Origin of the sequence: Bacillus sp. RK1064 (assembly GCF_051488405.1) — a bacterium.
In the GTDB taxonomy this organism is placed as follows: domain Bacteria; phylum Bacillota; class Bacilli; order Bacillales; family Bacillaceae; genus Bacillus.
Genome location: NZ_JBPSCZ010000001.1, coordinates 1,104,682 through 1,128,933, shown reverse-complemented (window position 1 = coordinate 1,128,933; position 24,252 = coordinate 1,104,682). Strand labels below are relative to the sequence as shown.

The window sequence follows — 24,252 nt, the reverse complement described above, 5'->3', positions numbered from 1 at the left end:
ATAAGACAATACCGTGCTAAATCTTCGTCGCAGGAGAAAGGGAGCGGGAGGGCATACGTTATGGATTCATTTATATAACGGTTAATAAAAAGAACAACATGAGATATATAGGTAAGTGTGTTTATACAAGGATAAATTCATGGGAAAAGTATCTCGGCAGCGGTGTCTACTTAAAGAGAGCAATAAGGAAATACAGCAGAGATAACTTCTATCGGATTATTATAGACGAAGCTGATTCAGAGGAAGAATTACGTGAAATCGAAGAATACTACATTGATATGTTTGACGCGGTTAGTAGTAAAGAGTTTTATAACTTAAAAGGAACTTCGATCGGCGGAGATACATTCACTTGCCATCCGGAAAAAGAGAGAATAAGAAAATTAAAGAGCCGTAACTCAAGCGGCAGCAGAAATCCTATGTTTGGTGTTCCTAAAACGGAAGCAATGATTGAGGCAACGAAAAAAGCGAATAGTAAGCCGGTAGAGATAGACGGCGAAATCTATAGAAGCTCTACTGAGTACGGCAAACTATTCGGCATAGGAGTTACGACGGTTTTATACCGCCTAAACTCACCTAATTACCCGAATTATAAACGAACTGGCTAAGTAAGTCAAAAACCTGCGACGAAGAAAATGCCGAACGACTATCGAAACCACGCGCAAGGCGGAAGGGAGTAGAGTACACCGCAAGTGTATGGCGGTGGAAACGGCGGGCGGCCCTAGTGGTCGATGATATAGTCTACTCTTACGAGTGATCGTAAGCAGTTCATAAGAGAACGGGCGAGTGTGTTGCGTCATTCGTCGAATAAAAGGTCAGAAGTGCTTCAGGCGTCAACCGTCTCGGAATATACCGATTACGGCGAACCGGACGACATCGGCTTAGATATTTCGTGCAATCTCGGCTCTCTTAATATCGCGAATGTAATGGCGGGCGGCTCTATCGAAAACGCCGTCAAACTAGCCGTCGATGCGCTTACGGTTGTCTCGGAATCTACGAATATCAAGAACGCGCCGGCCGTCGCAAAGGCTAACCGTGAGATGCGTTCTATCGGACTTGGCGCGATGAATCTGCACGGCTATTTAGCGCAGAATGGAATCGCATATGAATCGGAAGAAGCTCGTGACTTTGCTAACGTATTCTTCGCTACGGTCAATTACTGGACGTTAGTGCGCTCGAATGAATTGGCGCAGGAAACGGGAACTACGTTTGAAGGCTACGAGGGATCTACGTATGCGAGCGGAGAGTATTTCGATAAGTACCTCGAAGGTGATTACCGACCAAAAACGGATAAAGTGCGGGCGTTGTTTAAAGACATCGTGATTCCGACGCCTCTCGAATGGCAAGTCCTGAGCGATAACGTAAATCTTCACGGACTATACCACGCCTATAGACTTGCGATTGCGCCTAACGGATCTATTTCGTATGTACAGTCGGCGACAGCTTCGGTCATGCCGATTATGGAGCGCATTGAGGAACGGACTTACGGAAACTCGAAGACGTACTATCCAATGCCGGGGTTATCGCCGCAAAACTGGTTCTTCTATAAAGAAGCGTACGACATGGATATGTTTAAGGTCGTCGATATGATCGCTACGATTCAGCAGCACGTCGACCAAGGCATCTCATTTACGCTGTTCTTAAAAGATACGATGACGACGCGCGATTTGAATCGAATTGACCTGTACGCGCACCACAAAGGCATCAAGACGCTTTATTATGCGCGCACTAAAGATACTGGGCAGGAAGGCTGTCTAAGTTGCGCAGTCTGACAATAATATTTGGGCATACAAATTTCTCAGGGGAAACCCTGTAAATAATTAACAAGGTAGATTAGCAGTTACGTCAACTTTCATAGGGAATCTTCGGCAAAGGATCCTGTGTGGGACTGTATGAATATTCATGTTAGGTAGATGAATGTTTATACAAAAAAAATATAAATATTCGGAGGCGTTATATGGAGAAAGAGTTACTCGGGAGCTTAGAACTTAATAGAATATATCAAATGGACTGTCTCGAAGGGATGAAATTAATTCCTGATGAATCCGTAGACTTAATTTTATGTGACTTACCTTACGGAACAACTGACGTTAAAAGGTGGGATAAAATCATCCCAATTGAAAAGTTATGGGAGCAGTACAAACGAATCATCAAAGAAACTGGCAATGTCGTTCTGTTCGGTAGTCAACCGTTTACAAGTTATTTAGTTAACAGTAATCCTTCTATGTTCAGGTACGAATGGATTTGGGATAAAACAAAGGGAGCGAATTTCCTAAACTCTAACCACCAACCACTTAAGGTTCATGAAAATATTCTCGTTTTCAGTAAACTTCCTGCAAGTCCAAACAAAAAGGGTACGGCAACTTATTTTCCGCAAAAAACAGAAGGGAAGGAATATAAGGTTAAGAGAAGCAGCCACAAGGGAGAAATCTTCAACGGAGGCTCGTTGCGAGACAATTTTGAAAAAGTAAATGAGGGCAGACATCCAGTAAGTATCCAAACATTTTTAAAAGATAAAGATAATATCCACCCAACACAAAAACCTGTGGAGATGTGCGAATATTTGATACGAACTTACACAGACCAATCAGATATAGTTCTCGATAACTGCATGGGTTCTGGCACAACAGCTGTCGCATCTATAATCAGCCAAAGAAAATGGATAGGTTTTGAGACTGACCCAACGTTTTACCAACTTGCTAATAAACGTCTTGAACAAGTCCAATTAGGTGATGATTTAGCTTCCTACCAATAAGACTTTCTCGAAGTCATTCAAAATCGTTACAAATGCCCTCACTGCGATTCTACATTCTCTGACTACTTTATCTCTATCGCAAGAAACGACAAGATTACAGGGCGATTATTCAAGCGCATAGGCAAGGAATCTATCAAAGGTAAGAACACATTTACCAGTGTAGCAGAGCAGTGTGGAGTGGCGAATACAACGGTTAAGAAAGCCTTCTTTCAACATGTAGATGTGCTTTAAAGTGTCTGAATCAAACTTTTTAAAAAACTATCGTTAGGAGGATTAATAATGACGGAACCTATCGAAAATGAAATATACACAGCGGCCAACTGGTCGCAATCAGACGATAATTTTACGGCCATGTTCTACGATCAGAACGTCAAGCAGTTTTGGCTACCGGAGGAGATTTCGCTTAACGGCGACCTACTCGCGTGGAAAGACCTGACGCCTGCCGAACGCGACACGTATATGAAAGTGCTCGCCGGCCTGACGTTATTAGATACGGAGCAAGGAAACACCGGCATGCCCGCCATCATGGCGCACGTAGACGGTCACCAACGCAAGGCCGTCCTCAACTTCATGGCGATGATGGAGAACGCAGTACATGCGAAGTCTTACTCGAATATCTTTCTAACGCTTGCGCCTTCGGAAACTATTACGGCCGTCTTCGAATGGGTTAAAGAGAACCGGTACTTGCAACGCAAAGCGAAGCTGATCACCGACCTTTATCGCGATATCAAGGCAGGCGACGACATTTCGTTGTATAAAGCGATGGTCGCTTCGGTATATCTCGAAAGTTTCCTATTCTACAGCGGCTTTTATTACCCGTTGTATTTCTACGGTCAAGGGCGCATGATGCAGAGCGGCGAGATTATTAACCTTATTATCCGTGACGAAGCGATCCATGGCGTCTACGTCGGTTTGCTTGCGCAGGAAATATACAACCGTCAGACGGACGACGTGAGGGCGGATTTACATGAATGGTCGCTCGGGTTATTAACGGAGCTGTACGAGAATGAAGTCGCATATACGGACGATGTGTACGGTGCGGTCGGCTTGGCGCATGACGTTAAGGCTTTCGTTAGGTACAACGCGAATAAGGCGCTCATGAACCTCGGATTCGATGCGCACTTTCCGGATGAGCTGGTCAACCCGATCGTGATTAACGGGCTGAGTACGAAGACGAAATCTCAAGACTTCTTCTCGATGAAGGGCACGGGGTATAAAAAGGCGACGGCCGAGGCGCTTAAAGACGAAGATTTTTATTTTTCCGCCGATTAATGTCCCGATTTCCGCCGCCCACATGCGACTGTACTTATGAAAGCGAAAATAAGGAGCTGATCGTATGCGACAGACGATTAACCGAGGCGCTCTAATAGCGGCGTCAATTGTGCCGGCCTTTTGGTACGCACATGCAGCGGGCTTTTGGTGGTTCGCGGCGGCGGCGGCGCCGTTTCTACTATACGTAGCAACAATGACGGATGAGGACGGTAAGAGGGTGGAGGAGGGCGAGTAGATGAAATACGTTTTAGCTTCCGTAACAATATTCGGATTCTTGTCGTGGCTGGGATTCTTTAGTCCGTCGATTATCGAAGCAGTTATCTTATATGTGTCTATTACGTCGGCACTATTAGTTGGCGGTATCACTAAAAAGGAGGGCGAGTAGATGTATCGGATTATAATCGAAGCCAAAAACAACTTAAGATATTCCGCAGATGTAGACAGCGGGGGTTTATCTAAATTCATAGACGATCATAACTACGAAAATAATGAGTTTATCGATCTGCAGTGTAATCGAACTGATTGGATTTATCATATCAGACGCGGTGATATTACGGGTGTCTCGATTGAGAATATCGGGGAGGAATCGCAATGAACGTAAATATTAAACGGCTATCCGCCGACGCAACTACGCCAACATACGCACATTCGACGGACGCCTGCTTCGACCTATACGCGGCGGACGACGTCATTATCGAGCCGGGTGAGACGGCATTAGTACCGACGGGCTTGGCGTTCGAGATTCCGAAAGGCTACGAAATGCAGATTCGGCCACGTTCGGGCATTACGCTGAAGACGCGCCTGCGCGTTCAACTAGGTACGGTAGATAGCGGATATGCGGGCGAGGTCGGCGTGATCGTGGATAATATTGCGGAGGACATCGGGAAATTCACGGTATTACTTAATAGGACTGATGGGAGTGACGCTTATTCTCCGGATTTAGAACTTGTTCGATTAAATACTTATTCCATCCGCAAAGGAGACCGCATTGCCCAAGCGGTCATCAAACCGGTAGAGCAAGCGACCTTTACGGTTGTGGGTGCGCTGGAAGATACGGAACGAGGTGCGGGCGGCTTCGGAAGTAGCGGAGTCGGAAAGGCGCATCCGGAGTATTTTGACGAACCGGCGGGCAAGGAGCGATTATAGTGACGCAAATATACGCGTGCTTATTAAACGGAAAACTTTACGGAACCGGCGACCTTGATTATATGAACGCTTTATTCCGTGATTGGGTTGTCGATTGCGAGATGTACGGAAAAGATGACGTGACTTTCCGAATAACTACGGTTGAGAAGATGCGCGAAATAGTAGAGGAGGCGTAATTTATGGGATTCGAATATGGGTCGTTATTTGTATACGAAAGAAACCTGTGGTTTTTCGAAGGATATTCGACGGACGAAGAAAGGTACCAAACGCTCAAATTACGAGGAGCTGGCGGTGTTGAGTTAGAAGCGTTAGCATCCGAATGCTATTTCTTGGGCGCGCCGAGCGAATTTGACTACGAAGAAATAGAACAGAACGCAAGGAGGGGCGGATAAATGGCGGAAACCAAAATGAACGTACAGTTACTCGCACATACGCAATTAACGCAAGAATTTTTCGATGTTGCTGGTGACGAATTTCGCGACGTTGTATTAAATCAACTTTCGACGGATGGGCAGGTCGTCGCCTTATCCGCAATCAGAACATGCTACAGCGCCAACAAGCCGTCCGAAATCGTAGCCAAAGAAGGCGCCAAGTATTTCGGCTCTAAGGCTTCAGATGGCGGCGCGGGCACGGATGCCGACCGACTATTCCGGAAGATTGTCGCATCGAAACATACGTCGACTCTTGAACACCTAACGTTCACCTTTGCGATTGAAGGCGTAAGCCGCGCCCTATTAGCGCAATTAACACGCCACCGCACCGGATTTAGCTTCAGCGTCCAATCGCAGCGTTATGTGCGGATGGGTAGCGGAGATCGATCGGGCGGTTTCAATTACGTCGTGCCAAAAAAGGTTATGGGCGATAAGACCGCAGTAGAGTGTGCTGATTACGACTTAACTGCGGTAGATGTTTTTGATGACGCAATGAAATACGCTCAGGAGTGCTACGATCTTTTGCGTAAAGCAGGCGTTCCAGCCGAAGATGCCCGCGCCGTTCTACCGCAAGCGGCGGCTACTAATCTCGTATTGACCGTTAACCTGCGCGCTCTACTAGACTTCTATGCTAAAAGACGGAAAGGAAACGGTGCACAGGCGGAAATCGCCGACCTAGCCGAAGCGCTTCGCCGAGAAGTGGTCGAAGTCGAGCCGTGGACTGCGCAATTCTTCGAGGGGGTGTCTGCATCGGTATAATGACGACCATGACGCTTGCGTGCGGGTTACTTTGTACGCAGCAACCAGCGACCGAAAAGCCGGCGCCCATTTTAACGGATGATCAAGCGGCCTTACAGCGGGCTAACCAACGTATCAAGACGTTAGAGGGCGAAGTCGAGGCGCTGAAGAAGCCGGCGGAAAGGAAGCCGACTCAGAACGTAGTCAAACGCAAGAAGGCGGCACCAAAACTAGCGCAAACCTACGAAGTGACTGCGTACACGAACGACGTCGAGTCTACCGGAAAATCAGCGAGCCATCCCGACTATGGCGTAACTGCAAGCGGCGCACGCACTAAAACGGGCCATACGATCGCCTGTCCGCCGTCAATGGCGTTCGGGACTCGGCTGAACATAGAGGGCATCGGCGTCAGGACTTGCGAAGACCGAGGCGGCGCAATTACGGAAGGACATATCGACCTGTACGTTGCGGGCGTTTCTGAGGCGAAAGCATTCGGTCGTCAGCGGATAAAGGCGGAAATCATAACGAAATAGGGAGGCGGATGTAGATGATGACGGAAGAAAAACGTACCAAACACGTATTAAAGGACGAAAAGCTCGGTATTGATCGCGAATATGTTGCGGTGGATAGGAACGCGAAGGTCGGCGAGACGATCGTTGTAACTAAAGCTGAATACGTCGAAGGAGAAATTTACGAAATAGGTCATTACGGAAAAGTCTACAATGCTCATGGAGACGGCGTGGTCAGCGTCGATTTCAACGGGTTTGATAACAGTTTCGTCGATGACGACGGGGAATGGATTGTCGGGGATGGAGTGAGTGCCTACCACGTACTAGAACCGACCGACATCTTCCACATTGACGGAGAGCGCTATCGTTTAGAAGAACGGAAGGCGGAAGTAGGCGAAAAAGTGATATACGTAAATAATGAAAACGGAGAATCGGATGGGGTAGTCGCAGTGGTATCCGACGTAGGTCTGTCATCCGTAGATGTAATCGAATATGAAGATTACGATGGAGAGACTATGTGCGGGTTTTCTCACGATGCTTATCGTGTCCTTACTACAGTTAAAGATGCTGCCGAGCCGAAAGAATCCGACGTCATCACCGTACTTGCCAACCTAGGCGCAGAGGTGGCGGAATTAAAACGGAAAAACGAGCAATTCGAGCAAGCCCTCGGATGGAACGAAATGGGGCCGGGGCACATCCCGAATCTACGCAACGGATTAAGCGAATTAAAGTCGGTTGTCTCGGTATTAGAAGAAAAGTATGAAACGGAGCTTGAACGTATGCAAGCGGAGATCGACGCTCTCCTCGAGGATAAAGTCCGTCTCGGCGAACAGCTCGCAACTCTAACGGCTGACATCGGCGGTAAAACGGAGCTTTCCGGTACCTTTATCGCGGACGTCATCATCGGCTTAAAGAGGGCCGGCCTATGAAACTCGCAATCACGGGTAAGCTAGGCGCGGGTAAAGACGAAGCCGTCAAGTATCTCGTAGCTATGTACGAATTCTTTCCGTTCACATTTTCCGCAAAAGGTAAGTCGGTGTTTGGCGATCTGTTTCCGGAATTAGACGGCGACGAAAAACAGCGTCAGCCTATGCGTGATTTCATTGAGGGCATCCGAGAACTACCGATACCTGGCGCTAAAGACGTATGGGTGAATGTAGTATTTCGGCGCATCAAGGAACACGAAAAGGTACGCTGTTGCCGACCTAGCAACGTACTAATCACGGACATGAGGACACCGGAGGAATATGCACGAGCCAAGGCGGAGGGGTTTACGATACTACGAATTACTGCGCCGTATGAAACACGATTTGATCGCGCCAAAAAACGTGGCGACAAATTCAAAGCCGCCGATATGGACCACCCGACAGAAACCGCGCTCGACCGGTTCGAAGTCGATTATGAAATCGAAAATGACGGCACGCTTGACGACTTATACGCACGACTGGACGAAATCATGGCCGATCAGCTTAAAGAGAACGCGTAGGTACCTTTCGGATAGGCTAGATGCGGCTGCTTAGACGCCTCGCCATCGCCAATCAAAAAGAAGCGCAACGGTAATTCACGTTCTTCGAGGCCAGCGCCTTCTAAAACGTGACGAGCACGCTTACTATACGCTTCTTTATTGAAATGAAACGGCTGGACGTCCGCTTTAACCATTTCCGGCTTTGCAACGACTAGGCACGCTTCATCTTTGTCGTAGCCGATCGTAAGTTGAAACGGCGTGTTTGGCGGTATACCAAGTAAAGCCCTAGCCGCAGCGTTAACATATATTCTCTTCTGACTATCCAACGTTATGTACGCGGTATTACTGACCGCGGAAATCCACTCTAATGCCATACGGATACACCTCGCTTATTATATAAGACGATTATAGACGTTTTGCAGGCGGAAAGCAAACGAAGGAGGCGGTAATATTGGGCGAATCAGTAGCGGAAAAAATTAATCGTATATTTGGTATAGATGACGCGTATAAAGCTCCGTCAAGGCTTATGGAGATTTTGTTTGATCGGGATCGTCGTGAGGAGGTGTTCCGACAATTCGTAGCTGATCCGATGCTTAACTGTACTGAGAAGGATGTGTTTCACGAATACTTTCAGGATGAGCACGCGGATAGAAAAACTAAGAAACAAGATTTTACTCCGCGTAGTGTGGCCGATCTTTTAGCGAGGGTTACTGACGGCGGACTTGAGTCGACTACTAGCTACGATGGGTGTGCGGGTACAGGCGGACTCACAATCGCAAAATGGCAGTCTGATCGCATTAAGCACTCACCATTTGATTACAAGCCTTCGTGGTATTTCTATCACTGCGAAGAGATGAGTGATCGCGCAATACCTTTCCTGTTGTTTAATCTACTATTCCGAGGAATGAATGCCGTTGTCGTGCATTGCGACGTCCTGACTAGGAAAAGTAAAGGTGCGTTTTTTATTCAAAACGACCATGACGACTTTATGCATTTCTCAGCGCTGAACGTACTCCCATATACGGACTTCACCGCAGATGAGTTAGATGTGACTTGGGACGATGACTTAATTCCTTACGATGATCTAATCGAATCGGAAGAGATTCCCGAACATGTAGTAAACCCAACAGAGTACGGCGCAGTTAGTGCCGAAACTAAATTCCTGCATTTACTATGCGGAATAGACGGAGAGGTGTCGTAATGGGCGCATCAACGAACAAGCCCGACCAGCATTTACGATATGAGACGCAATACAAACTCGACGGACCCGACGGCGTCAAGGCGCTTCTAGCCGATTACACAACGTTAAGACAGCGGCGCTTCTTAGGGGATACGGCTGCTTGCGATATTCTGATCGACCTGAACCGCGCCATCGAATTGGCGGCGTTGACCGGAAAGCAATACGAAGCACTGCGCCTAGTCTATTTCGATGACCTATCGCAAACACAGGCGGGCGCGGCGCTCGGCATTACGCAGCAAGCCGTAGATTATGCGATTAATGCAGCGGTAAATAAGATCGTCGACATTTATTACTATTGGGCGTCTCACGGCGAAGGTTACAGAACGACGAAAGGGGCGGTATGATGGCAGAAGAATTAATGAATAAAGAGAAGTTTGAAACATGGCTTGAATCTAAGATAAAAAGCTGCGCGGCTTACAAGGCGAAGGATGACAAAAATAAAGCCTATATGTTAGGCGCTTTAACAGCTATGAATGAAATAAAGGCTCAAATTGAGAAAGGGTGGTTTGATGGCGGAAGAACTGACGAAGGAAGAGATTGAGCAATTACGAGATTACTTGCGTTGGTGCTACGACACTATGAACCATCCGAAAATTTCGCCGCGGGTACTGTCTATTTTGCTAAATGCGTATACGAAGGAGTGTTCGAAATGTTCTCAGTAGCACTTACAAATATCGGTTTAATCGCGCTTATAGGCTTCGGCATTTACGCTACGGGAACATGTTGGCCGCTAGTTGCGTTGGTATTCTTACAATTTTACGGGGAGGGCGCCTAATTGACGAAGGAAGAACTGCACGAAGCCATTACGGCTCTATACGAACGAACAAAAGCCGGCGCCTTAGAGCGTGAAGAACGTATCGCAGCCATTAGCGCTTTGCTTGCGAAATACGACGGCAAACCGCCGGAAAACGCACTAGAACGTCTATCCGACTTAATCTTATACGAAGAACTATCGGATACGCGTCGCAATAAAATGTCGGCTGAAGAATACCCGATCATGTCCGAAAATCAAGAAAACAGACGCAAGGACGGCCGGCATGTACGTAAAAGACCCGAAGGAGCTGGTCGAGAGGTTTCGTTGCGTGAAGCTAGTTCTGTCGATATCGGCGGACGTAATTACAGACGTCCTGTTCGGAAATTATGGAGCAACAAAGACGTCAAATCTCGAAACAGGAAACTACGTAAACGATACAACGATTTCGTCAGCGGCAAGTCTAGCGGTCAATTCACCGTAAATATAGCAACCGGCATCAAAACGGTAATGTCAGACGCTCAATAGGCGTCTTTTGTTTTGTGATAAATACGAAAAGGGGCGTATGTATGAATCAAAATCGACCACGCATCATTGACGTTAACACAGGTGAAGACCTGTCCGGTGTCTACTCATTAAGGCACCGAAATCAAGACGCTGCTTTCCGTCAGCAATTAAATAAAACGGAGGACAGGCGCGAATTTACCAATGCGGAAATGCCGAATATAAACGAAGTATACGACGTCCTCACAACGGCTCAATGCGGCTATTTAATGCTTCTGCAATGCTACGTTGATTACGGCGGTCTTTTAATCAAGTCCAGTCGCGATAAGACGCCGATGGATACTTCGGACATGATGGACGTTCTTCAGCTTACGAAAAAGCGGCAGACTTTCTACGACTTCATTTCGGCCGCTATTGAAAACGATATTATACGAAAAGATGGCGTGGGGTATTCCGTAAATGAACGTTATCATTTTAAAGGTAACTTCCGAAGTCCGCACGTTGTTAAAATCTATAGCGCCAAAATTAAACGAGTTTACAGCGAAGTCAAAGCGACCGACATCGGCCTTATTTATCGCATGCTTCCGTATATTCATTTCGATACTAACGCTCTATGCGAGAATCCAAACGAATCTAATCCGAGGGCCATACGGTGGTTCAGTCGAGCCGGTCTAGCTGCCGCGATAGGTGTAGTGCCTGATACGCTTGGGCGTCGTCTGAAAGCGATGAAATTCGGAAGCGAATACGTTATTGCTCGCGTTAAAGTCGGAAGTGAGCCGGAACGATACACGTTTAATCCTAACGTTTTCTATCGCCAATCTAAAGCGCCGGATAAAACGTTGATCGCGTTATTTAACGTTGAGAAGGCACGCTAATATGGTATGATTTTACTGCGGGAGGTGAGACGGATGATCAAAGCGATCACTAAATCGGTTCCAAAGCCGGGCGGTTCTGCGTCTAAATAAACGAAAAAGGACGCCTTTGAGGGCGTCTTTATTTTTGCGCTATATTCGTTTAGTCATTCCGCATTTCGAACACTTACGGAGAAACACTCCGCCTTTGATCGAACTGTTAAACTTCGACGTATCGCAATTGTCGCATCGGCCGCTCTTAACGTCCGGTAACTCGCGAATATCATAAACGACAGATACGTCATAATCGCCTGGCTGCGGTCTATTCACGTCTTTCACCTCACAACCTTCGTATTATAACGTATCTTGGCGCCTATTTAAACAACTTGCCGAAAGCCCTTCCGATGCCGCGTCTCATGATGCGTCCACCTACGTCGTTTTTCTTCACCGCGTTCACATCGCCTAAGAACCGTGCCCATCCGTACAAGAATCTGCGGAATTTCATATCGTCGTCCTCCTTATCGCGTCACTGCGAAACTTTTCGAATAGTATGTGCCGGTATGCTTCGTCTTGCCTGCGTTGCTGTATGCCTTTAGTTTAATGCGGTATTGACCCGTAATCATTGTCGAAATGTAAAATCGTTTGGTGGGCGTGCTTTTAACGAATTCGCCTTTCAACGATTGTTTCGTTTTCCACCCGTCGGTATAGAGCTGCTGCAAATACATCGTGTAATATACGCGCTTTCCGCTGCTTTTCGATGCCACTACGTCTACCGACTTTGCGCCGGGCATATAGTATGGTGCGTCTACCTTTACCGTAATCGATGCCGCATTAGCCGGCGTTGTCAAGCCGAGAGTCATTAGTACCACCGCGATTGTTATCGTAATAAAACGTTTCATTCCGATTCCTCCCGTTGTTCAATATTTTCGTAAACGGTGCCTATGATCTTATACGAATCTACATCATTCAATGATCTTTGTTCATGGTAATCTGCGACGATCCTACGATCTTTTTTGTCGCGGGCATCGGGGTTCAGCGCCTCAGCATAAAAACCTACACACTCTCTAGGTTCGTACTCGCCTGCACTCCCGTCCTGATCGTATTCTCCTAGTTTTACAACTGCTGTATAGCTTATATCACCGTAAGCCACCTCGATTAAATCTCCGACAAAAACGCCTTTTTCTTCGTCAAAACATAAATCTCTGGATATTAAGTCGTAATTCGAGTCATTGCCGAATGGAGCGAGAGCTTCCGTTGGATTCGTTTCTAATTGCGATAAATAACATCGTTTTGTTTCGATCTTGCCGGTATTTTTATGTTTAAATACGTATCTGATGAGGCGGTTCATTATACGTCATCTCCTTCGAGGGTTATTAGGGTTATATCGTATCCGAACGCGATTAGAGCAAGTCTAAATCCGAAGTCAAAGCCGGCAGGCGCATCGTCGCGTTCTCTTTTAAATAGTTCGACCGCGCGCTGTAGCGAATCGGTTGGCGCATTTGAAGTGTCTAAAGCCGTCAATTTTACGTCCATTAGGCGATCTCCTCCTCGATGTTTAGAAGGCCGCCGCAGTTCGGACATTTAGCGGCCGTTTCGATTTCTACGTCTAGCCGGGCGAATGAACAGTCCGGGCAGTTATACTCGATCATATTCAACGATTCCTCCACGATTTTAGTACGTCAGCGCCGTCTAATTAGCGTCGTAATAGTCTAGGCTGTACCGGCTGCTCGACGTCTTATTTTATTAGCGTTTTTATTGCGACCGCAAAGCCGAAAATAATTAACGTTGCAATGGCTGCGCAGTCTATCGGCTGCATTGCGTTATAATCTGTGAATGCGATCCAAGCGACCAGGACGATAATGAGCAACGTATCAAGCGTATTAATTTTGCGCATGTGTGGTATAATTGATTGAACCGGGGCTTAGCGCCCCGTCCGTTTACTTGCGACGTTTCTTCTTGGCGGGAGACCGTCGCTTTTTCTTTGCCTTCTTGCGTAATGACGTGATTTCCATTGCGGTTTTGATGATCGCCAACCACGACGCAAGCAAGACGGATATTTTAGTAGCTAGTTCAATCAATTCGTGCACCTCCTTTCTGTACCTTTATTATACGATATCGTATAACGTATGTCAACGGATATTGCGAAATAATATTCGATATCGTATAATTACTTATATAAATACGGAGGTGGTGCGGATGAGCAAGCGCATAAACGTACGGCCGCGTCTAAAGGAACTAATGAAGGCGGATGGCTGGACGCAAACAAGACTGTCTGAAGCGTCGGGCGTTTCGCAGGGTTCTATCTCGCGGTTCGACTCGAATGGGCGGCACGAAGATTGGCAGGTCGTTGCGATCATGAAAGCAGGCGGATGGAAGTACGAGGATCTGTTCGAAATAGAGGACGAAGGCAACGACGAAGAGTAGGGACGTTCAGGGCGAGCGTCTCTTTTTCGTGTTCTGTTTTCGCCACACTGAACGTATTGATATACGTATAAATGAATAAAAATACGTTCGTGTTGCGTAGACAATACGGGTAGACTTGCGTTCATTCTCAATTACGTCGATTTAACTGATAATCAATACGACTTCATTCGTACAAAATCGCCAAAAGTACGACTTCATTCGTACAAGCGAAAATGGGGTTGGCGCTTAGAGCCACGTGGGATACAGCGTTTTGAGGGCGGGAATTACTTCTTATCTTCTAAATCTAAAACCTAGTGATCCTCCGCTACGCTTCGTCTCACATATACGCAATATGTATAATGAATGAATAACGGCGGCTTATTAATTGCGGACGAGGCGGAGCCGAGGGCGCTGTACTTAAATAAATACGGAATAGATAACGTTAATAGGACGGAGATACAAACGATAGCTAATCGTTATGATTGCGTAGTTATACTTGTGAAACATACGAATATGTGTCCTATATAATGAGGACGTAAATGAACGTAACATACTAACGGTAGGGATGCCGTATGAGCAGACGATAGGCAGCGGTTTAACCAACGGATAGGGTACCGTCCTAGAGCCGCTATGTAACGGTAGGCACAGGCGGTGTATATAATATAGTACGAAGGCGGTCGATAGGGTGACGGTGAGGGACAGGCGAAGACATCCGCAATCAAGAAGACGCCGCCAGCGGACGAGGCCTCCGAAAACTCGAGGGGTCAGCCACCGAAGCCAAACTGTTTATGCACGATCCTATACATACCGGCCGGCATAGGTAGCCCGCACGAATGGCGGCATGGCGGGGTTGGTACGATGCATAAAGTTAATTCGTTTCATTGCGCTGAACTAACGGCATCCAGCCGTGGTGCATCAACGTTCGTCATCAATGCGAATGTAACAGAAAGTCTTTTTGTTACTTTCGTTATGCAACGTTATGAATGCGTTATTCAATAATAAATGCGAAAAAATAGACGAAGCCGCCCGCCCCCAAGCGCCCTGGCCAAAACCGCCCGATCTGACGAATAAAACTTGCGCACAATTTTTTAAACTCGGGGTGTTAGTCGTCTACCCGTACGTAGACATGCGTTATGCTGCGAATCGCGCGGTCGTAGCTAACCGACGATGGTCGGAGCGGGTGGAGGATTAATACGCTAAATTAAACGAAGAGGAGGCGTACACATGACGCTAGACACCGACACATGCATTCAAATCGCAGAGAACGTTTTTGTAGTGGACGATGGTAGCGCCTCATTCCGGAAATCTTTCGGAGAGAATGCATCGGAATTTTTAGCGGGCTTGCACCGAAAATATGAACCGGAAAGGTATGCATTCGAACAATTTGGCGACTATATACTCTGTGCTTACGAATATCAAATTAGTAATGAAGACTCGAAAATACTGACGCAGCGAGCGCCGTTTTGTATCGGCGAAGATGGAGCGGCTTGGCTCGTCGTATATGAAAGGAGTGCTTCTCGAACATGACCTTCGTCACCTGCGACTCATGCAACCAACGGACCGCCGTCGTATTAAAAGAGCGCGACGTGCGAAAAGGCGTCGTCGAAACGTACTTTGATTGCATCGTCTGCGGCGTTCACTATTCGACCGCGATCACGAACAGCGCGCTACGGACGAAAATAGAAACGTTGAAGCAATTACGGCTGACGGAAGGCTCAGAACCGTCTTCAATCGACGCACTCAAAGCGGCCATAACCGCCGATATGAAAGTATTGCGGGAACGGTACGGACTAGCATAACGATTTTAACACGTAAAATAACACGAAATTAGCCGTTTTGGTAGCCGACTAGTGTATTCGTAAGGGTGGCCGGTGAAAAGCGGTGATTTCGTGTTATTTTTAAACAAAAAAAAGAACTCACCAGTCGCAATCTGAATGAGTTCATTTAAGTAATGCCGATATCTAAATTTGTTAGTTTAATTATAGTACATTAATTAATCATTGTCAATAGTTATTTTACACGTAGAATATCGGTGACGACCACAAAGAACATCACCGATAAACTCCTGTTTTCAATTCTGCAGTTCAGAACAGAAATTACACGTATCAGCATTGACGGGGTTTCCGTCTTTGCTATACGTTCCGCAATCAGGACAGTGCGGAGGTGTACCAACAAATTTAGATATCAGCACTACTCGATGCCTCCTTTCACCAGCGCCTTCTACCGGTTTGCGAGTCCGATAGAAGTCCGCCTGCTTAATCCACTAACAAATGGACTAAGTAGACGGCTCTATACGGTGACTCCCCCTTGGTCATCGAGCTATACTCTAAAAATTGGTACCTTTCTTTAGGCAATATCTACTATACTACAAATTTATTGAAAAATCTACAAAATTCTACCTTCATTAAAAAATCTTTAAAGAGAATTACAATAAGGTTTGAGAATAAAAGCAATCGCAATCAGAACGAGGCTTCCGGTCAGCTCCGGAGGTCTTTTTGTGCTTGCGTCTAACTGATCAGGCGGCTAATACCCGTTGACGTACGTACATTCACCGGCACGCCTCTCGAAGAAGCGGACCACGGCCGGTGTGACAACATAGGGGCGCATGTTCCAAGGTGGCGATACGGTCTCCAAAACCGCGTGGGCAGGTTCGATTCCTGTCGCCTCTGTAAAAAGCGTGTTTCACGATGAAATGCGCTTTAATAAAACGGACAAAGGGGATGACGTGAATGGCGGAAAACAAACGCGAATCAGTCGGCAATTTAAACGTAAAGGTAGACGTAGATGTTGCGGAGGCTATCAAAGGGCTCAAAGCGGTCCAGCGCGCAGCGAAAGACGCGACGAAAGCGTTGGCTGAGTTAGAAGTGGCGATGAAAGGTTATGAAAAGCCTCCAAATAATCGAAGAAAAGGCGGGTATGGTGTCGTGACACATCCGTATGATGTCGACCGAGTTTACCTAGACGATTCTGTTTAAAAAAGCACCACGACCTAAATCGCGATGCTTTCGTATGCGTCCGAAATCTCGTCGGCCGTGATTCCTATATATTTCAGCGTATCTTTTTCGGACGAATGGCCGAGAATCGCTGCGATACGATCGACTGCGATACCCATTTCGTACAAACGGTAGCCAAACGTTTTTCTAAGCGTGTGAGTACCGATCTTGCCAATCTTTTCAGCGATCTCAGCGCGCTCGGCAGCTTCGTTTAGAATGCGATATGCTTGGACGCGGCTAATCGACTCGACGCCCTTGCGGCTGGCAAATACGTAGTCATCGTCGGCGCCTTCGAGTTCATTGACGAGCTTTTTAACAGGTGCTGAAAATGTAATGACACGCGTTTTGCTGCGCTTGGCTTCGGTTATTTTAAGAGACGTTTGACCGCGAAGATCGCCGACCTTAAGTGAAAGTAAATCGGAAATACGAAGCCCAAAAGCCGTCCCTAGTTGTAATAACAGACGGTCGCGCCCCGGTTTGAGGGCGTTTTTTAGTTTATTAAAATCGCGTTTACTTTTGATCGGATTCACTGCGTTAGACATACGTCTTCACTCCAATGTACTTTAATTATTTTTAAGTTACATTCATTATACGATAACGAATACGGTAAGTCAACGGCAAATAGACGGAAGGAGGACGATAACTTGGCGTATATAAATGGCAAGTTTTTAGAACGTGAAGAAAGACAGGCACGGATAGAGGCCGTCACGGAGCGGCTGAAGAAATTACGCGACATTATCAAAGCGGGAAAACACTCGGACTACCATGTCGATCTTATGCGGAAAGACCGCGATGAACTCATCAAACTAAAACGGGTACACCGTGCCGAGGTCGATATGCTCTATTTCTTCTACGAATACTTTTCGGAAGCGAGAAACCCGGGAAATCCGGATAACCTCGTGCCGACAAAAGCGGTAGACATGGACGACGCGCCGAATTTCCACGCCAAGTTATCGTCGATCCTCGACTCGGTATCTAACCGGAATAAAACGGCTCGTATCGCTTGGGCGGCTTCGAGGGGACACGCAAAGTCAGCGTATCTATCGAATGCATATCCGGTGCGTGAAATCGTATATAAAAAGCGACGCATGATCTTGATTATTTCGGAAACGAACGCCGGATCGATCAAGTTCATTAAATGGGTCGCGGGACAGCTTAAGTACAATCAAAAGCTACGCGAAGACTTTGGCGAGGTCCTTTACGAACAAAAAACGCGCAATGAAAAGGATTCCGAGACGGCATTTATTACTACGACCGGAATCAAAATGGAAGCGACGTCCCTCGGAACTCAGATTCGGGGATTCCGTAATGGTTCACAGCGACCGGATTTAATTCTTCTGGACGACTTGGAATCGCTAGACTCCACTAACACGCCTGAACTGCGCCAAAAAGCGAAGGATTGGCTTAACCAAGACCTTATGCCTGCGGGTGACCCTACGAAAACAGCGTTCATTTTCATGGGAACACTTGTACACTTTGACTCTTTGCTGAACTACGTACTGCAAGAACGTCGCGATTTCATCAAGAACAGCTTCCCGGCGATCATTAAGCCACCAAAGAGAGTCGATTTGTGGGCGGAATTCGAGCGCATTTATGAGAATTACGTACCTAGCGATGAAGAAATCGAAGAGCTGATGCAGGCAGAATCGGAAGACTCGATGTCTACACCGAATGCAAGGGCGGCACTTCGTTTTTATGAAGAAAATAAGGAGGAAATGGACGAAGGCGCAGAGGTTTTGTGGCCCGATCGTTTCCCTTTGCCAGCTCTATTAATAGAAAAGGCTAATATTAAAACAAAAGCATTTAACACGGAGTTTATGAATAACCCAATCGATGAGGAATCGCAGTTATTTAAGCCGGATTCTTTTTCGTATTGGTCTGACTTCACAATGGATCACAAAGAATATGCGGTTTATATGGGCGTAGATTTTGCGATGGGTAAAGAACGCGGCGACTTCTCGGCGATTGTGACGATAGCGAAGCATAAAAAGACCGGAAAGATATATGTCATTGACGCATACGGAGAACGTATTCATCCCGATAAGTTTTTACGAAAAATTGTCGAGAAGGTCGTGGAATATCAACCGGATCGAATTGCGGCGGAGTCACAGATGGCTCAGGAATTTTTCATCGATACACTAAAACGCGAGTTAGTCATACAAGGTTATCCGGCGGGATCGCGAGTCACAAAAATAAATCAACGATCGCGAAAAGAACTTCGTATAGAAGCTCTCATGCCGCAGATCGAAAAAGGCGAGATCGAATTTCATCGCAGTCAAAAGCTTTTACTCGAGCAGTTTGAGCGGTACGGCTCGAATTGGCACGATGACCTACCGGATGCGTTAGAAATGGCGGTGAGTGTCAGTAAACGAGCTAAAACGGTGCTTCAATCGAAGCCGAAGTATATGTAACGAAAGGAGGACGTTAAATGTCGAGAATTAAGCAGCTAGAGGCGCAATTGTCGTTTGAGAAGCGGAAAGCCGCCCAGGCCTGCGCTTTGAATGAAATTATGCCGGAAGGCGGCGAGAAGAAAACGCAGGAGCAACTCGCAGAAGAACTAGGGATGTCGCGAATGGGGTTGTATCGTTGGCGAACGCAGGATTCCGCGTTCATTGAATACATGAATTTACTTGCGGATGACATGCTTTCTAGTCACAGGTCGGAAGTATACGGTCAATTAATGAAGCTGATCAAGGGTCCGCAACCATCCGTTAAAGCGATTGATTTATTCATGAAACGATACGGACTGCTTACCGAAAAGCAAATTATTACCGACAACACAACAACCGACGAGTCAGTCGATGATATTCAAAATGAAGCGGATAAGTTAGACGCACTTCTAAAGGAGGAATAAGCGATGGGTTTTACGGACTTATTTAAGCACCGCAACCACGAACCCGACGACGGATCACATACGAAAACGTATAGCATCATCCGACCTGGCGCGCAATTTCCTCCGGCTGATTCAATCGAGCGTCTAGCGAAATATCGGCGTATGAAAAAGTTGTTTGAAGGACGGCAGCGAGACGTTTATGAGCGTGCAACCGAGGTGCTCAAAGACTCGCCACAAGCCGAGCAATTAAAGAAGCTATATATCGCGGTCAATCTTGCCGACATTCTCGTAACGAAGCCGGCTGACCTTCTCGTAGGCGAACCGGTTCAGTTTGAAAGCGGCTTACCCGACGACAGCGAAGAACAAAAAGCGCTCAATCGCTACGTAGAGGAAAACGATATTAATCAGCTTCTTCACGAAAGCGCAACGGCTAATGGATTTCGCGGTGATTCGTGGTTTAAGGTTCGATACGGCTACCGTCAAGACTTTACTGAAGTTGAAAAGCTCGGCTTACCCGTGCCAGCAGATGTCGAGATGGAAGCGATCATTGAACACGTAAGCGCTGGCGCAGTCTTTCCGGAGTTCAGTGTCGGGAACGTCAAGAAGTTAAAGGCGGTCAATATTGCGCAGATTGAATGGGTCGAAACGGAGAAGACGGAGATTCCGTTTTTAAACGTTGAACGACACGTACCAGGTTATATTCTGTACTCGCGGCATCGTTTGAACGAAAATGGCGTTGATACTTCAACGGGCACGCCGGTACCCGTATTTAAGATCGGTGAACAATTGCCGACAGGACGCGAAGAAGATATCGAAGAAACGCATCTGCCACACATTCCGGTCTTTCATGTTCCATACAAGTCGATTGACGACGAGTTTTTCGGAATTGGCGGCTTAGAAAAGTTAGAGACGACGTTTGCTGCGATTAATGACCGTTTGGTTCAGATTGATTATATCCTATGGAAGCATAGCGATCCTACTGCGTATGGTCCGGAAATTCAGGACGATGGCGATACAGTGAAATTCGGAGGCGCTTATATTCCGGTAACAAAAGACGATCCGACGCCGGGTTATATGGTGTGGCAGGCGCAACTAGACGCGGCTTTTAAGGAGCTCGATGTCTTATTTAGTAGCGTATTTATGCAATCAGAAACACCGCAGTGGCTTTTTGGGACTGTAATGTCCGGAGATAACTCCGGAGGAACCGGAACGTCTCATACAGACGGCGCCGCAATCAAAGCGCGCTTTATGCCGATTCTTTCGAAGGTAAAACGAATAAGGGCGCACTATGATAGAGCGATCCGAGACGCGTTGTGGACGTGTATGCTTTTAGAGAAGGCGGTCAAACGCATTAAAATCGACGAGGCTGTGTATCCGCGCGCTGTTTGGAACGACGGAATTCCGCAGAACGAAAAAGAGTGGGCGGAGATCATGCAGATCAGAACGGCGGGTAAACCGACACTTGACGTAAAGAGCGCAATTAAGGCGATGGATGACGTCGATGACGAAAAGGCGGATGAAATTATGCGCCGCATTGAAGAAGACGAAACTTCCGCAAATGGCTTTGTAGATTCTTCGATCTTTAATGAGTCGGGAGCGACACCGGAACCCGAGGACGATGAGTAATGGCGAAAGTACCGGAACCTAACTACGACTACCAAACGAAGCAGCTTGCCGGCTATTATAGAACCGCCATCAAAGATATTCTCGCCGAGCTTGATCGCGTTGATATTACGGATTTCCGACGAGCCAATGCTCTTGCTACGCTGCAATCAATCAGCGATATTCTAGCGGATCTCGATACTAAGTCGGCGCAGTGGGTTAGTGAAAACGTACCTATTGCGGCGCGAGAAGGCGTAATCAATACGCTCGTTTCGCTTAAGGTTGCTGAAACGGTTGAACAAGCGGCTCTTATCGTAAAGTTCAACGAGTTAAACGAAGCAATGGTCGCGGCAGCTATTGCGGATACTCAAACGGATCTTTTAGCTGTCACGCAGAACGTAGACCGGAAAACGAAAGCCGCAGTCAGGCGCGCCGTTTCCGATTCTATCAAGTACAACATGGCGTCGGGCACAAACGGCCGCCGAACGATTCGGGACGATATAAAGAAACGCCTCAAGGAATCGGTGATGACCGGAATCGTCGACGCAAAAGGGCGGCGGTGGAAACCGGAAGTATATGCCGACATGGTGACTCGAACGAAAATGATGCAGACATACCGCGAAGCAACGACTAACGAAGCCGTCGATCGCGGCGTTTTGTATGCGCAAATATCGGCACATAGCGCCAAAGACGCCTGCCGTGGCCACGAAGGCGAGATCATAAAGTTGACGCCGGATGCGCCTGGCGATTTTAAGACTTACGAAGAATTACAGGCGACGGGCGAGATATTTCATCCGCGCTGTAAGCACGTATATTCACCGATCAGAGATGTCGGTTTATTGTCCGAACGTTAAGACGTTAAACTAAACGGCTGTTTTATCTAATAGGCGACGGCCTTAAAACGGTTGGAGGACGATATGTTTGTAAAACGATTTATGCCGTTATTTGACGCAGATGATCAAGCGGGCGGAGGCCTAGTCGAAGAACAAGTGACGCAGCAGCCAAGCGGTGATCAGCCGAAGAAGCTCGAACTCACGCAGGAAGAACTAGACGCACTGATTACCAAACGCATTAGCCGCGTTGAATCTAAGTATGCAGATTATGGCGACTTAAAAGAGAAAGTATCGGCGTATGAGAAAGCGGAGCAAGAAAAGGCAGACGCAGAATTGACGGAACTCGAGCGCATCAAAAAGGAACTCGAAGCGAAATCGGAGACTGAGATGTCTCTTGCGAAGCAGATCGAGGATCTTAAAAAAGCGGACGAACAAAACAAAATTACGAACGAGTTTATTAAGATTGCTACGGCTCACGGCATCGCCTATGTTGATGACGCATTACGTCTCGCAGACTTATCGGAAGTTAAGGTCGATGAGGGTAAAGTGCTCGGAATCGAGGGTGTTGTTAGGGAGATCGTTGACAATAAACCATACCTGATTAAATCCACTCAAAATAGTAAGCCAATAGGTCAACCTACAAATGGAGGCGGAGAATCGGGTGGGGAAATCAAGACTTTAGAAGCTCAACTAACTACTGCGAAGAAGGAAAAAAACTTTTCAAAGGTTGTTGAGATTTCTAACAAAATAAAGAGTCTACTAAATAACTAGGGGGAAACTAAATGTTAAAGAGTTATGATTTTAAGGATCAAGTACGTCAGTTGGACGCGGGAATCGAGCTAATTCTTCAAGACGAGCCGACTCTTTTAGGGCTTGTGGGACTAAATGGTGAAGCTCTCTTCCAAACTAAATTCGAGTGGATGTCAGATCGTTTAAACTCGAACTTAGCAACGATTAAAGAAGTAGGGGCAGACGGTAAAATTACTGTTGCAGAAGATGACGGATCTAAGTTCCGTAAAGACGCTATCGTTGTTGTCGGGGAGGAATATCTTAAAGTTACCGACGTTTCGGGCGATGTGCTGACAGTTATTCGAGGATTCGACGGTACTACCCAGGAAGAGCTAAAAGCTGGCTCTGAGTTGCGAATTGTTTCCCGCCCACAAAATGAAGGGGCAGGCGTAGGTATGGACGAGGGGCATGATCGCTACGTTGATTACAATTTCACGCAAATCATCGAAAGATATGCGGCGGTTTCCAACACTCAACAAGCTGTTAGAACGCACAATGTTACGGATGAACTCAATTACCAAGTGCAATTAAGACTGAAAGAAATGGCGCGTGAGTTTAACGACTGGTTGATTTATGGACGTAGAATTGACGGTAAGCCGCGTATGACTGGTGGTCTTTTAAACTTTGCGAATCTTAAAGGATCAGCAAAAGCAAATTTAGAAGGAAAAGAAGTAGAGGCTAAAGATATTAACGCACTGATGGAGCAGGTCTACCTCAGAGGCGGCTCTGTAAATACGATTTTAACGAATACAGCAGGCGCTCGTCAGATTTCAAAAATGGCGACAGATACTATCCGAACTGAACGTACAGACGCAGCTACAGGCCACAGAATCAGCACATTTGTTTCAGACATGGTTGGCGGCGGAGTCGCTACGGTCATTGTTGATCCTAACTTCCCGAAAGATAAGATCGCTTTGTTCGACCGAAGCATCCTTTCGCTACATCCTTTGACTGGGCGTTCTGTATACGATACGGACGCGAGCGTTCCAGGCGCAGACTTTGTCGCAAGACAGATTCGCGGGGAATACGGCATCAAAGTTAAAAACGCTAACGAAAAAATTGCGATTCTCGAAAACATCGCAACGACTGTATCTTAATCGACGGGCTTAATTGCCCGTCTTTTATTTTTGAAAGGGGGAA

At 46.8% G+C, this 24,252-nt stretch carries 34 protein-coding genes and 1 pseudogene; 27 read left to right on the top strand and 8 right to left on the bottom strand.

Annotated features, from left to right (window positions below; translation table 11 throughout):
* Window positions 1-98: 98 nt before the first annotated feature.
* The 12 genes and pseudogenes from ACSSTM_RS06005 (at window position 99) to ACSSTM_RS05950 (ending at window position 8,334) form a co-directional block, all read left to right on the top strand.
* The gene (locus ACSSTM_RS06005; RefSeq protein WP_437404067.1) at window positions 99-605 is read left to right on the top strand and encodes a hypothetical protein; all 507 of its coding nucleotides are present in this window, start codon (window positions 99-101) and stop codon (window positions 603-605) included.
* A gap of 195 nt (window positions 606-800) precedes the next feature.
* Window positions 801-1,769, top strand: a pseudogene (locus ACSSTM_RS06000) (ribonucleoside-diphosphate reductase subunit alpha); the annotation flags it as partial.
* A 185-nt stretch (window positions 1,770-1,954) separates the two neighbouring features.
* Window positions 1,955-2,752 (top strand): DNA-methyltransferase, encoded by a 798-nt coding sequence (locus tag ACSSTM_RS05995; RefSeq protein WP_003212938.1) that lies wholly within the window; start codon window positions 1,955-1,957, stop codon window positions 2,750-2,752.
* Between the two features lie 279 nt (window positions 2,753-3,031).
* Complete coding sequence (nrdF, locus tag ACSSTM_RS05990; RefSeq protein WP_437404066.1) at window positions 3,032-4,024, top strand: class 1b ribonucleoside-diphosphate reductase subunit beta; 993 nt, start codon at window positions 3,032-3,034, stop codon at window positions 4,022-4,024.
* Window positions 4,025-4,409: 385 nt separating this feature from the next.
* The gene (locus ACSSTM_RS05985) at window positions 4,410-4,619 is read left to right on the top strand and encodes a hypothetical protein (protein WP_340910216.1); all 210 of its coding nucleotides are present in this window, start codon (window positions 4,410-4,412) and stop codon (window positions 4,617-4,619) included.
* Window positions 4,616-5,170, top strand: coding sequence for a dUTP diphosphatase (locus ACSSTM_RS05980; RefSeq protein WP_437404065.1), 555 nt, complete (start codon window positions 4,616-4,618; stop codon window positions 5,168-5,170). The genes ACSSTM_RS05985 and ACSSTM_RS05980 overlap by 4 nt, the downstream gene beginning before the upstream one ends.
* Window positions 5,170-5,346, top strand: coding sequence for a hypothetical protein (locus tag ACSSTM_RS05975; RefSeq protein ID WP_366560722.1), 177 nt, complete (start codon window positions 5,170-5,172; stop codon window positions 5,344-5,346). The genes ACSSTM_RS05980 and ACSSTM_RS05975 overlap by 1 nt, the downstream gene beginning before the upstream one ends.
* A gap of 3 nt (window positions 5,347-5,349) precedes the next feature.
* The gene (locus tag ACSSTM_RS05970) at window positions 5,350-5,562 is read left to right on the top strand and encodes a hypothetical protein (protein WP_437404064.1); all 213 of its coding nucleotides are present in this window, start codon (window positions 5,350-5,352) and stop codon (window positions 5,560-5,562) included.
* Window positions 5,563-5,577: 15 nt separating this feature from the next.
* Window positions 5,578-6,360, top strand: coding sequence for an FAD-dependent thymidylate synthase (gene thyX / locus ACSSTM_RS05965; RefSeq protein ID WP_437404288.1), 783 nt, complete (start codon window positions 5,578-5,580; stop codon window positions 6,358-6,360).
* The gene (locus ACSSTM_RS05960; RefSeq protein ID WP_437404063.1) at window positions 6,360-6,872 is read left to right on the top strand and encodes a 3D domain-containing protein; all 513 of its coding nucleotides are present in this window, start codon (window positions 6,360-6,362) and stop codon (window positions 6,870-6,872) included. The genes thyX and ACSSTM_RS05960 overlap by 1 nt, the downstream gene beginning before the upstream one ends.
* A gap of 14 nt (window positions 6,873-6,886) precedes the next feature.
* Window positions 6,887-7,777: a hypothetical protein gene (locus ACSSTM_RS05955; protein ID WP_437404062.1), complete on the top strand. Its 891-nt coding sequence runs from the start codon at window positions 6,887-6,889 to the stop codon at window positions 7,775-7,777.
* Window positions 7,774-8,334, top strand: a complete 561-nt coding sequence (locus tag ACSSTM_RS05950; protein WP_437404061.1) for an AAA family ATPase — start codon at window positions 7,774-7,776, stop codon at window positions 8,332-8,334. Before ACSSTM_RS05955 ends, ACSSTM_RS05950 begins: the two co-directional genes overlap by 4 nt.
* Here ACSSTM_RS05950 and ACSSTM_RS05945 read toward each other — a convergent pair.
* The gene (locus tag ACSSTM_RS05945; protein ID WP_100325186.1) at window positions 8,313-8,687 is read right to left on the bottom strand and encodes a hypothetical protein; all 375 of its coding nucleotides are present in this window, start codon (window positions 8,685-8,687) and stop codon (window positions 8,313-8,315) included. The two genes, ACSSTM_RS05950 and ACSSTM_RS05945, sit on opposite strands and share 22 nt — an antisense overlap.
* 77 nt (window positions 8,688-8,764) lie before the next feature.
* On the opposite strand from ACSSTM_RS05945, the gene ACSSTM_RS05940 reads away from it, so the two are divergent.
* From ACSSTM_RS05940 to ACSSTM_RS05920, 5 genes are all read left to right on the top strand, one after another.
* Entirely contained in the window at window positions 8,765-9,514 is a 750-nt protein-coding gene (locus tag ACSSTM_RS05940; RefSeq protein WP_437404060.1) for an N-6 DNA methylase, read from the top strand.
* Window positions 9,514-9,897, top strand: coding sequence for a sigma factor-like helix-turn-helix DNA-binding protein (locus ACSSTM_RS05935; RefSeq protein ID WP_437404058.1), 384 nt, complete (start codon window positions 9,514-9,516; stop codon window positions 9,895-9,897). The genes ACSSTM_RS05940 and ACSSTM_RS05935 overlap by 1 nt, the downstream gene beginning before the upstream one ends.
* The gene (locus ACSSTM_RS05930) at window positions 9,897-10,094 is read left to right on the top strand and encodes a hypothetical protein (protein WP_437404057.1); all 198 of its coding nucleotides are present in this window, start codon (window positions 9,897-9,899) and stop codon (window positions 10,092-10,094) included. The genes ACSSTM_RS05935 and ACSSTM_RS05930 overlap by 1 nt, the downstream gene beginning before the upstream one ends.
* A 234-nt stretch (window positions 10,095-10,328) precedes the next feature.
* A complete protein-coding gene (locus tag ACSSTM_RS05925) occupies window positions 10,329-10,832 on the top strand; it encodes a hypothetical protein (RefSeq protein ID WP_437404056.1) in 504 nt (167 codons plus the stop codon).
* 41 nt (window positions 10,833-10,873) lie between these two features.
* Window positions 10,874-11,683, top strand: coding sequence for a hypothetical protein (locus tag ACSSTM_RS05920; protein ID WP_437404055.1), 810 nt, complete (start codon window positions 10,874-10,876; stop codon window positions 11,681-11,683).
* A 129-nt stretch (window positions 11,684-11,812) separates the two neighbouring features.
* Here ACSSTM_RS05920 and ACSSTM_RS05915 read toward each other — a convergent pair whose 3' ends face one another.
* The 6 genes from ACSSTM_RS05915 to ACSSTM_RS05890 form a co-directional block, all read right to left on the bottom strand.
* Window positions 11,813-11,989, bottom strand: a complete 177-nt coding sequence (locus ACSSTM_RS05915) for a hypothetical protein (RefSeq protein ID WP_404841336.1) — start codon at window positions 11,987-11,989, stop codon at window positions 11,813-11,815.
* A 43-nt stretch (window positions 11,990-12,032) separates the two neighbouring features.
* Window positions 12,033-12,164, bottom strand: coding sequence for a hypothetical protein (locus tag ACSSTM_RS05910; RefSeq protein ID WP_264188711.1), 132 nt, complete (start codon window positions 12,162-12,164; stop codon window positions 12,033-12,035).
* A gap of 13 nt (window positions 12,165-12,177) precedes the next feature.
* Complete coding sequence (locus tag ACSSTM_RS05905) at window positions 12,178-12,519, bottom strand: hypothetical protein (RefSeq protein ID WP_437404054.1); 342 nt, start codon at window positions 12,517-12,519, stop codon at window positions 12,178-12,180.
* Window positions 12,520-12,554: 35 nt separating this feature from the next.
* On the bottom strand, window positions 12,555-13,007 hold the full coding sequence (locus tag ACSSTM_RS05900) for a hypothetical protein (protein WP_437404053.1): 453 nt from the start codon (window positions 13,005-13,007) through the stop codon (window positions 12,555-12,557).
* Window positions 13,007-13,192 carry a hypothetical protein gene (locus ACSSTM_RS05895; protein ID WP_437404052.1) on the bottom strand — a complete coding sequence of 62 codons (186 nt, stop codon included), beginning with the start codon at window positions 13,190-13,192 and terminating at the stop codon, window positions 13,007-13,009. The genes ACSSTM_RS05900 and ACSSTM_RS05895 overlap by 1 nt, the downstream gene beginning before the upstream one ends.
* A 404-nt stretch (window positions 13,193-13,596) precedes the next feature.
* Window positions 13,597-13,737, bottom strand: a complete 141-nt coding sequence (locus ACSSTM_RS05890) for a hypothetical protein (protein ID WP_226014778.1) — start codon at window positions 13,735-13,737, stop codon at window positions 13,597-13,599.
* A 118-nt stretch (window positions 13,738-13,855) separates the two neighbouring features.
* Here ACSSTM_RS05890 and ACSSTM_RS05885 point away from each other — a divergent pair, with 118 nt between their 5' ends.
* The 4 genes from ACSSTM_RS05885 (at window position 13,856) to ACSSTM_RS05870 (ending at window position 17,037) form a co-directional block, all read left to right on the top strand.
* Window positions 13,856-14,083, top strand: coding sequence for a helix-turn-helix domain-containing protein (locus ACSSTM_RS05885; RefSeq protein WP_437404051.1), 228 nt, complete (start codon window positions 13,856-13,858; stop codon window positions 14,081-14,083).
* 1,203 nt (window positions 14,084-15,286) lie between these two features.
* A complete protein-coding gene (locus ACSSTM_RS05880) occupies window positions 15,287-15,589 on the top strand; it encodes a hypothetical protein (RefSeq protein ID WP_437404050.1) in 303 nt (100 codons plus the stop codon).
* The gene (locus tag ACSSTM_RS05875) at window positions 15,586-15,861 is read left to right on the top strand and encodes a hypothetical protein (RefSeq protein WP_437404049.1); all 276 of its coding nucleotides are present in this window, start codon (window positions 15,586-15,588) and stop codon (window positions 15,859-15,861) included. Before ACSSTM_RS05880 ends, ACSSTM_RS05875 begins: the two co-directional genes overlap by 4 nt.
* 930 nt (window positions 15,862-16,791) lie before the next feature.
* Complete coding sequence (locus tag ACSSTM_RS05870) at window positions 16,792-17,037, top strand: hypothetical protein (RefSeq protein ID WP_437404048.1); 246 nt, start codon at window positions 16,792-16,794, stop codon at window positions 17,035-17,037.
* 14 nt (window positions 17,038-17,051) lie between these two features.
* On the opposite strand, the gene ACSSTM_RS05865 is transcribed toward ACSSTM_RS05870, so the two are convergent.
* Complete coding sequence (locus ACSSTM_RS05865; RefSeq protein WP_437404047.1) at window positions 17,052-17,597, bottom strand: tyrosine-type recombinase/integrase; 546 nt, start codon at window positions 17,595-17,597, stop codon at window positions 17,052-17,054.
* Between the two features lie 102 nt (window positions 17,598-17,699).
* On the opposite strand from ACSSTM_RS05865, the gene terL reads away from it, so the two are divergent.
* The 6 genes from terL (at window position 17,700) to ACSSTM_RS05835 (ending at window position 24,209) form a co-directional block, all read left to right on the top strand.
* Complete coding sequence (terL, locus tag ACSSTM_RS05860) at window positions 17,700-19,466, top strand: phage terminase large subunit (RefSeq protein ID WP_437404046.1); 1,767 nt, start codon at window positions 17,700-17,702, stop codon at window positions 19,464-19,466.
* 17 nt (window positions 19,467-19,483) lie between these two features.
* The gene (locus ACSSTM_RS05855) at window positions 19,484-19,909 is read left to right on the top strand and encodes a phBC6A51 family helix-turn-helix protein (RefSeq protein WP_003213159.1); all 426 of its coding nucleotides are present in this window, start codon (window positions 19,484-19,486) and stop codon (window positions 19,907-19,909) included.
* A 3-nt stretch (window positions 19,910-19,912) separates the two neighbouring features.
* Window positions 19,913-21,514 carry a phage portal protein gene (locus ACSSTM_RS05850; protein WP_437404045.1) on the top strand — a complete coding sequence of 534 codons (1,602 nt, stop codon included), beginning with the start codon at window positions 19,913-19,915 and terminating at the stop codon, window positions 21,512-21,514.
* Complete coding sequence (locus ACSSTM_RS05845) at window positions 21,514-22,344, top strand: phage minor capsid protein (RefSeq protein ID WP_437404044.1); 831 nt, start codon at window positions 21,514-21,516, stop codon at window positions 22,342-22,344. The genes ACSSTM_RS05850 and ACSSTM_RS05845 overlap by 1 nt, the downstream gene beginning before the upstream one ends.
* Before the next feature lie 63 nt (window positions 22,345-22,407).
* The gene (locus ACSSTM_RS05840; protein ID WP_437404043.1) at window positions 22,408-23,094 is read left to right on the top strand and encodes a phage scaffolding protein; all 687 of its coding nucleotides are present in this window, start codon (window positions 22,408-22,410) and stop codon (window positions 23,092-23,094) included.
* Window positions 23,095-23,105: 11 nt separating this feature from the next.
* On the top strand, window positions 23,106-24,209 hold the full coding sequence (locus tag ACSSTM_RS05835; protein ID WP_437404042.1) for an SU10 major capsid protein: 1,104 nt from the start codon (window positions 23,106-23,108) through the stop codon (window positions 24,207-24,209).
* Window positions 24,210-24,252: the final 43 nt, after the last annotated feature.

What these genes read in the sequence shown, in the direction of transcription:
- ACSSTM_RS06005 (WP_437404067.1), top strand. Translation starts at nt 99, where the DNA reads ATGAGATATATAGGTAAGTGTGTTTATACAAGGATAAATTCATGGGAA.
- ACSSTM_RS05995 (WP_003212938.1), top strand. Translation starts at nt 1,955, where the DNA reads ATGGAGAAAGAGTTACTCGGGAGCTTAGAACTTAATAGAATATATCAA.
- nrdF (WP_437404066.1), top strand. Translation starts at nt 3,032, where the DNA reads ATGACGGAACCTATCGAAAATGAAATATACACAGCGGCCAACTGGTCG.
- ACSSTM_RS05985 (WP_340910216.1), top strand. Translation starts at nt 4,410, where the DNA reads ATGTATCGGATTATAATCGAAGCCAAAAACAACTTAAGATATTCCGCA.
- ACSSTM_RS05980 (WP_437404065.1), top strand. Translation starts at nt 4,616, where the DNA reads ATGAACGTAAATATTAAACGGCTATCCGCCGACGCAACTACGCCAACA.
- ACSSTM_RS05970 (WP_437404064.1), top strand. Translation starts at nt 5,350, where the DNA reads ATGGGATTCGAATATGGGTCGTTATTTGTATACGAAAGAAACCTGTGG.
- thyX (WP_437404288.1), top strand. Translation starts at nt 5,578, where the DNA reads ATGAACGTACAGTTACTCGCACATACGCAATTAACGCAAGAATTTTTC.
- ACSSTM_RS05960 (WP_437404063.1), top strand. Translation starts at nt 6,360, where the DNA reads ATGACGACCATGACGCTTGCGTGCGGGTTACTTTGTACGCAGCAACCA.
- ACSSTM_RS05955 (WP_437404062.1), top strand. Translation starts at nt 6,887, where the DNA reads ATGATGACGGAAGAAAAACGTACCAAACACGTATTAAAGGACGAAAAG.
- ACSSTM_RS05950 (WP_437404061.1), top strand. Translation starts at nt 7,774, where the DNA reads ATGAAACTCGCAATCACGGGTAAGCTAGGCGCGGGTAAAGACGAAGCC.
- ACSSTM_RS05945 (WP_100325186.1), bottom strand. Translation starts at nt 8,687, where the DNA reads ATGGCATTAGAGTGGATTTCCGCGGTCAGTAATACCGCGTACATAACG.
- ACSSTM_RS05935 (WP_437404058.1), top strand. Translation starts at nt 9,514, where the DNA reads ATGGGCGCATCAACGAACAAGCCCGACCAGCATTTACGATATGAGACG.
- ACSSTM_RS05930 (WP_437404057.1), top strand. Translation starts at nt 9,897, where the DNA reads ATGGCAGAAGAATTAATGAATAAAGAGAAGTTTGAAACATGGCTTGAA.
- ACSSTM_RS05920 (WP_437404055.1), top strand. Translation starts at nt 10,874, where the DNA reads ATGAATCAAAATCGACCACGCATCATTGACGTTAACACAGGTGAAGAC.
- ACSSTM_RS05910 (WP_264188711.1), bottom strand. Translation starts at nt 12,164, where the DNA reads ATGAAATTCCGCAGATTCTTGTACGGATGGGCACGGTTCTTAGGCGAT.
- ACSSTM_RS05905 (WP_437404054.1), bottom strand. Translation starts at nt 12,519, where the DNA reads ATGACTCTCGGCTTGACAACGCCGGCTAATGCGGCATCGATTACGGTA.
- ACSSTM_RS05900 (WP_437404053.1), bottom strand. Translation starts at nt 13,007, where the DNA reads ATGAACCGCCTCATCAGATACGTATTTAAACATAAAAATACCGGCAAG.
- ACSSTM_RS05895 (WP_437404052.1), bottom strand. Translation starts at nt 13,192, where the DNA reads ATGGACGTAAAATTGACGGCTTTAGACACTTCAAATGCGCCAACCGAT.
- ACSSTM_RS05885 (WP_437404051.1), top strand. Translation starts at nt 13,856, where the DNA reads ATGAGCAAGCGCATAAACGTACGGCCGCGTCTAAAGGAACTAATGAAG.
- ACSSTM_RS05880 (WP_437404050.1), top strand. Translation starts at nt 15,287, where the DNA reads ATGACGCTAGACACCGACACATGCATTCAAATCGCAGAGAACGTTTTT.
- ACSSTM_RS05875 (WP_437404049.1), top strand. Translation starts at nt 15,586, where the DNA reads ATGACCTTCGTCACCTGCGACTCATGCAACCAACGGACCGCCGTCGTA.
- ACSSTM_RS05870 (WP_437404048.1), top strand. Translation starts at nt 16,792, where the DNA reads ATGGCGGAAAACAAACGCGAATCAGTCGGCAATTTAAACGTAAAGGTA.
- ACSSTM_RS05865 (WP_437404047.1), bottom strand. Translation starts at nt 17,597, where the DNA reads ATGTCTAACGCAGTGAATCCGATCAAAAGTAAACGCGATTTTAATAAA.
- ACSSTM_RS05855 (WP_003213159.1), top strand. Translation starts at nt 19,484, where the DNA reads ATGTCGAGAATTAAGCAGCTAGAGGCGCAATTGTCGTTTGAGAAGCGG.
- ACSSTM_RS05850 (WP_437404045.1), top strand. Translation starts at nt 19,913, where the DNA reads ATGGGTTTTACGGACTTATTTAAGCACCGCAACCACGAACCCGACGAC.
- ACSSTM_RS05845 (WP_437404044.1), top strand. Translation starts at nt 21,514, where the DNA reads ATGGCGAAAGTACCGGAACCTAACTACGACTACCAAACGAAGCAGCTT.
- ACSSTM_RS05840 (WP_437404043.1), top strand. Translation starts at nt 22,408, where the DNA reads ATGTTTGTAAAACGATTTATGCCGTTATTTGACGCAGATGATCAAGCG.
- ACSSTM_RS05835 (WP_437404042.1), top strand. Translation starts at nt 23,106, where the DNA reads ATGTTAAAGAGTTATGATTTTAAGGATCAAGTACGTCAGTTGGACGCG.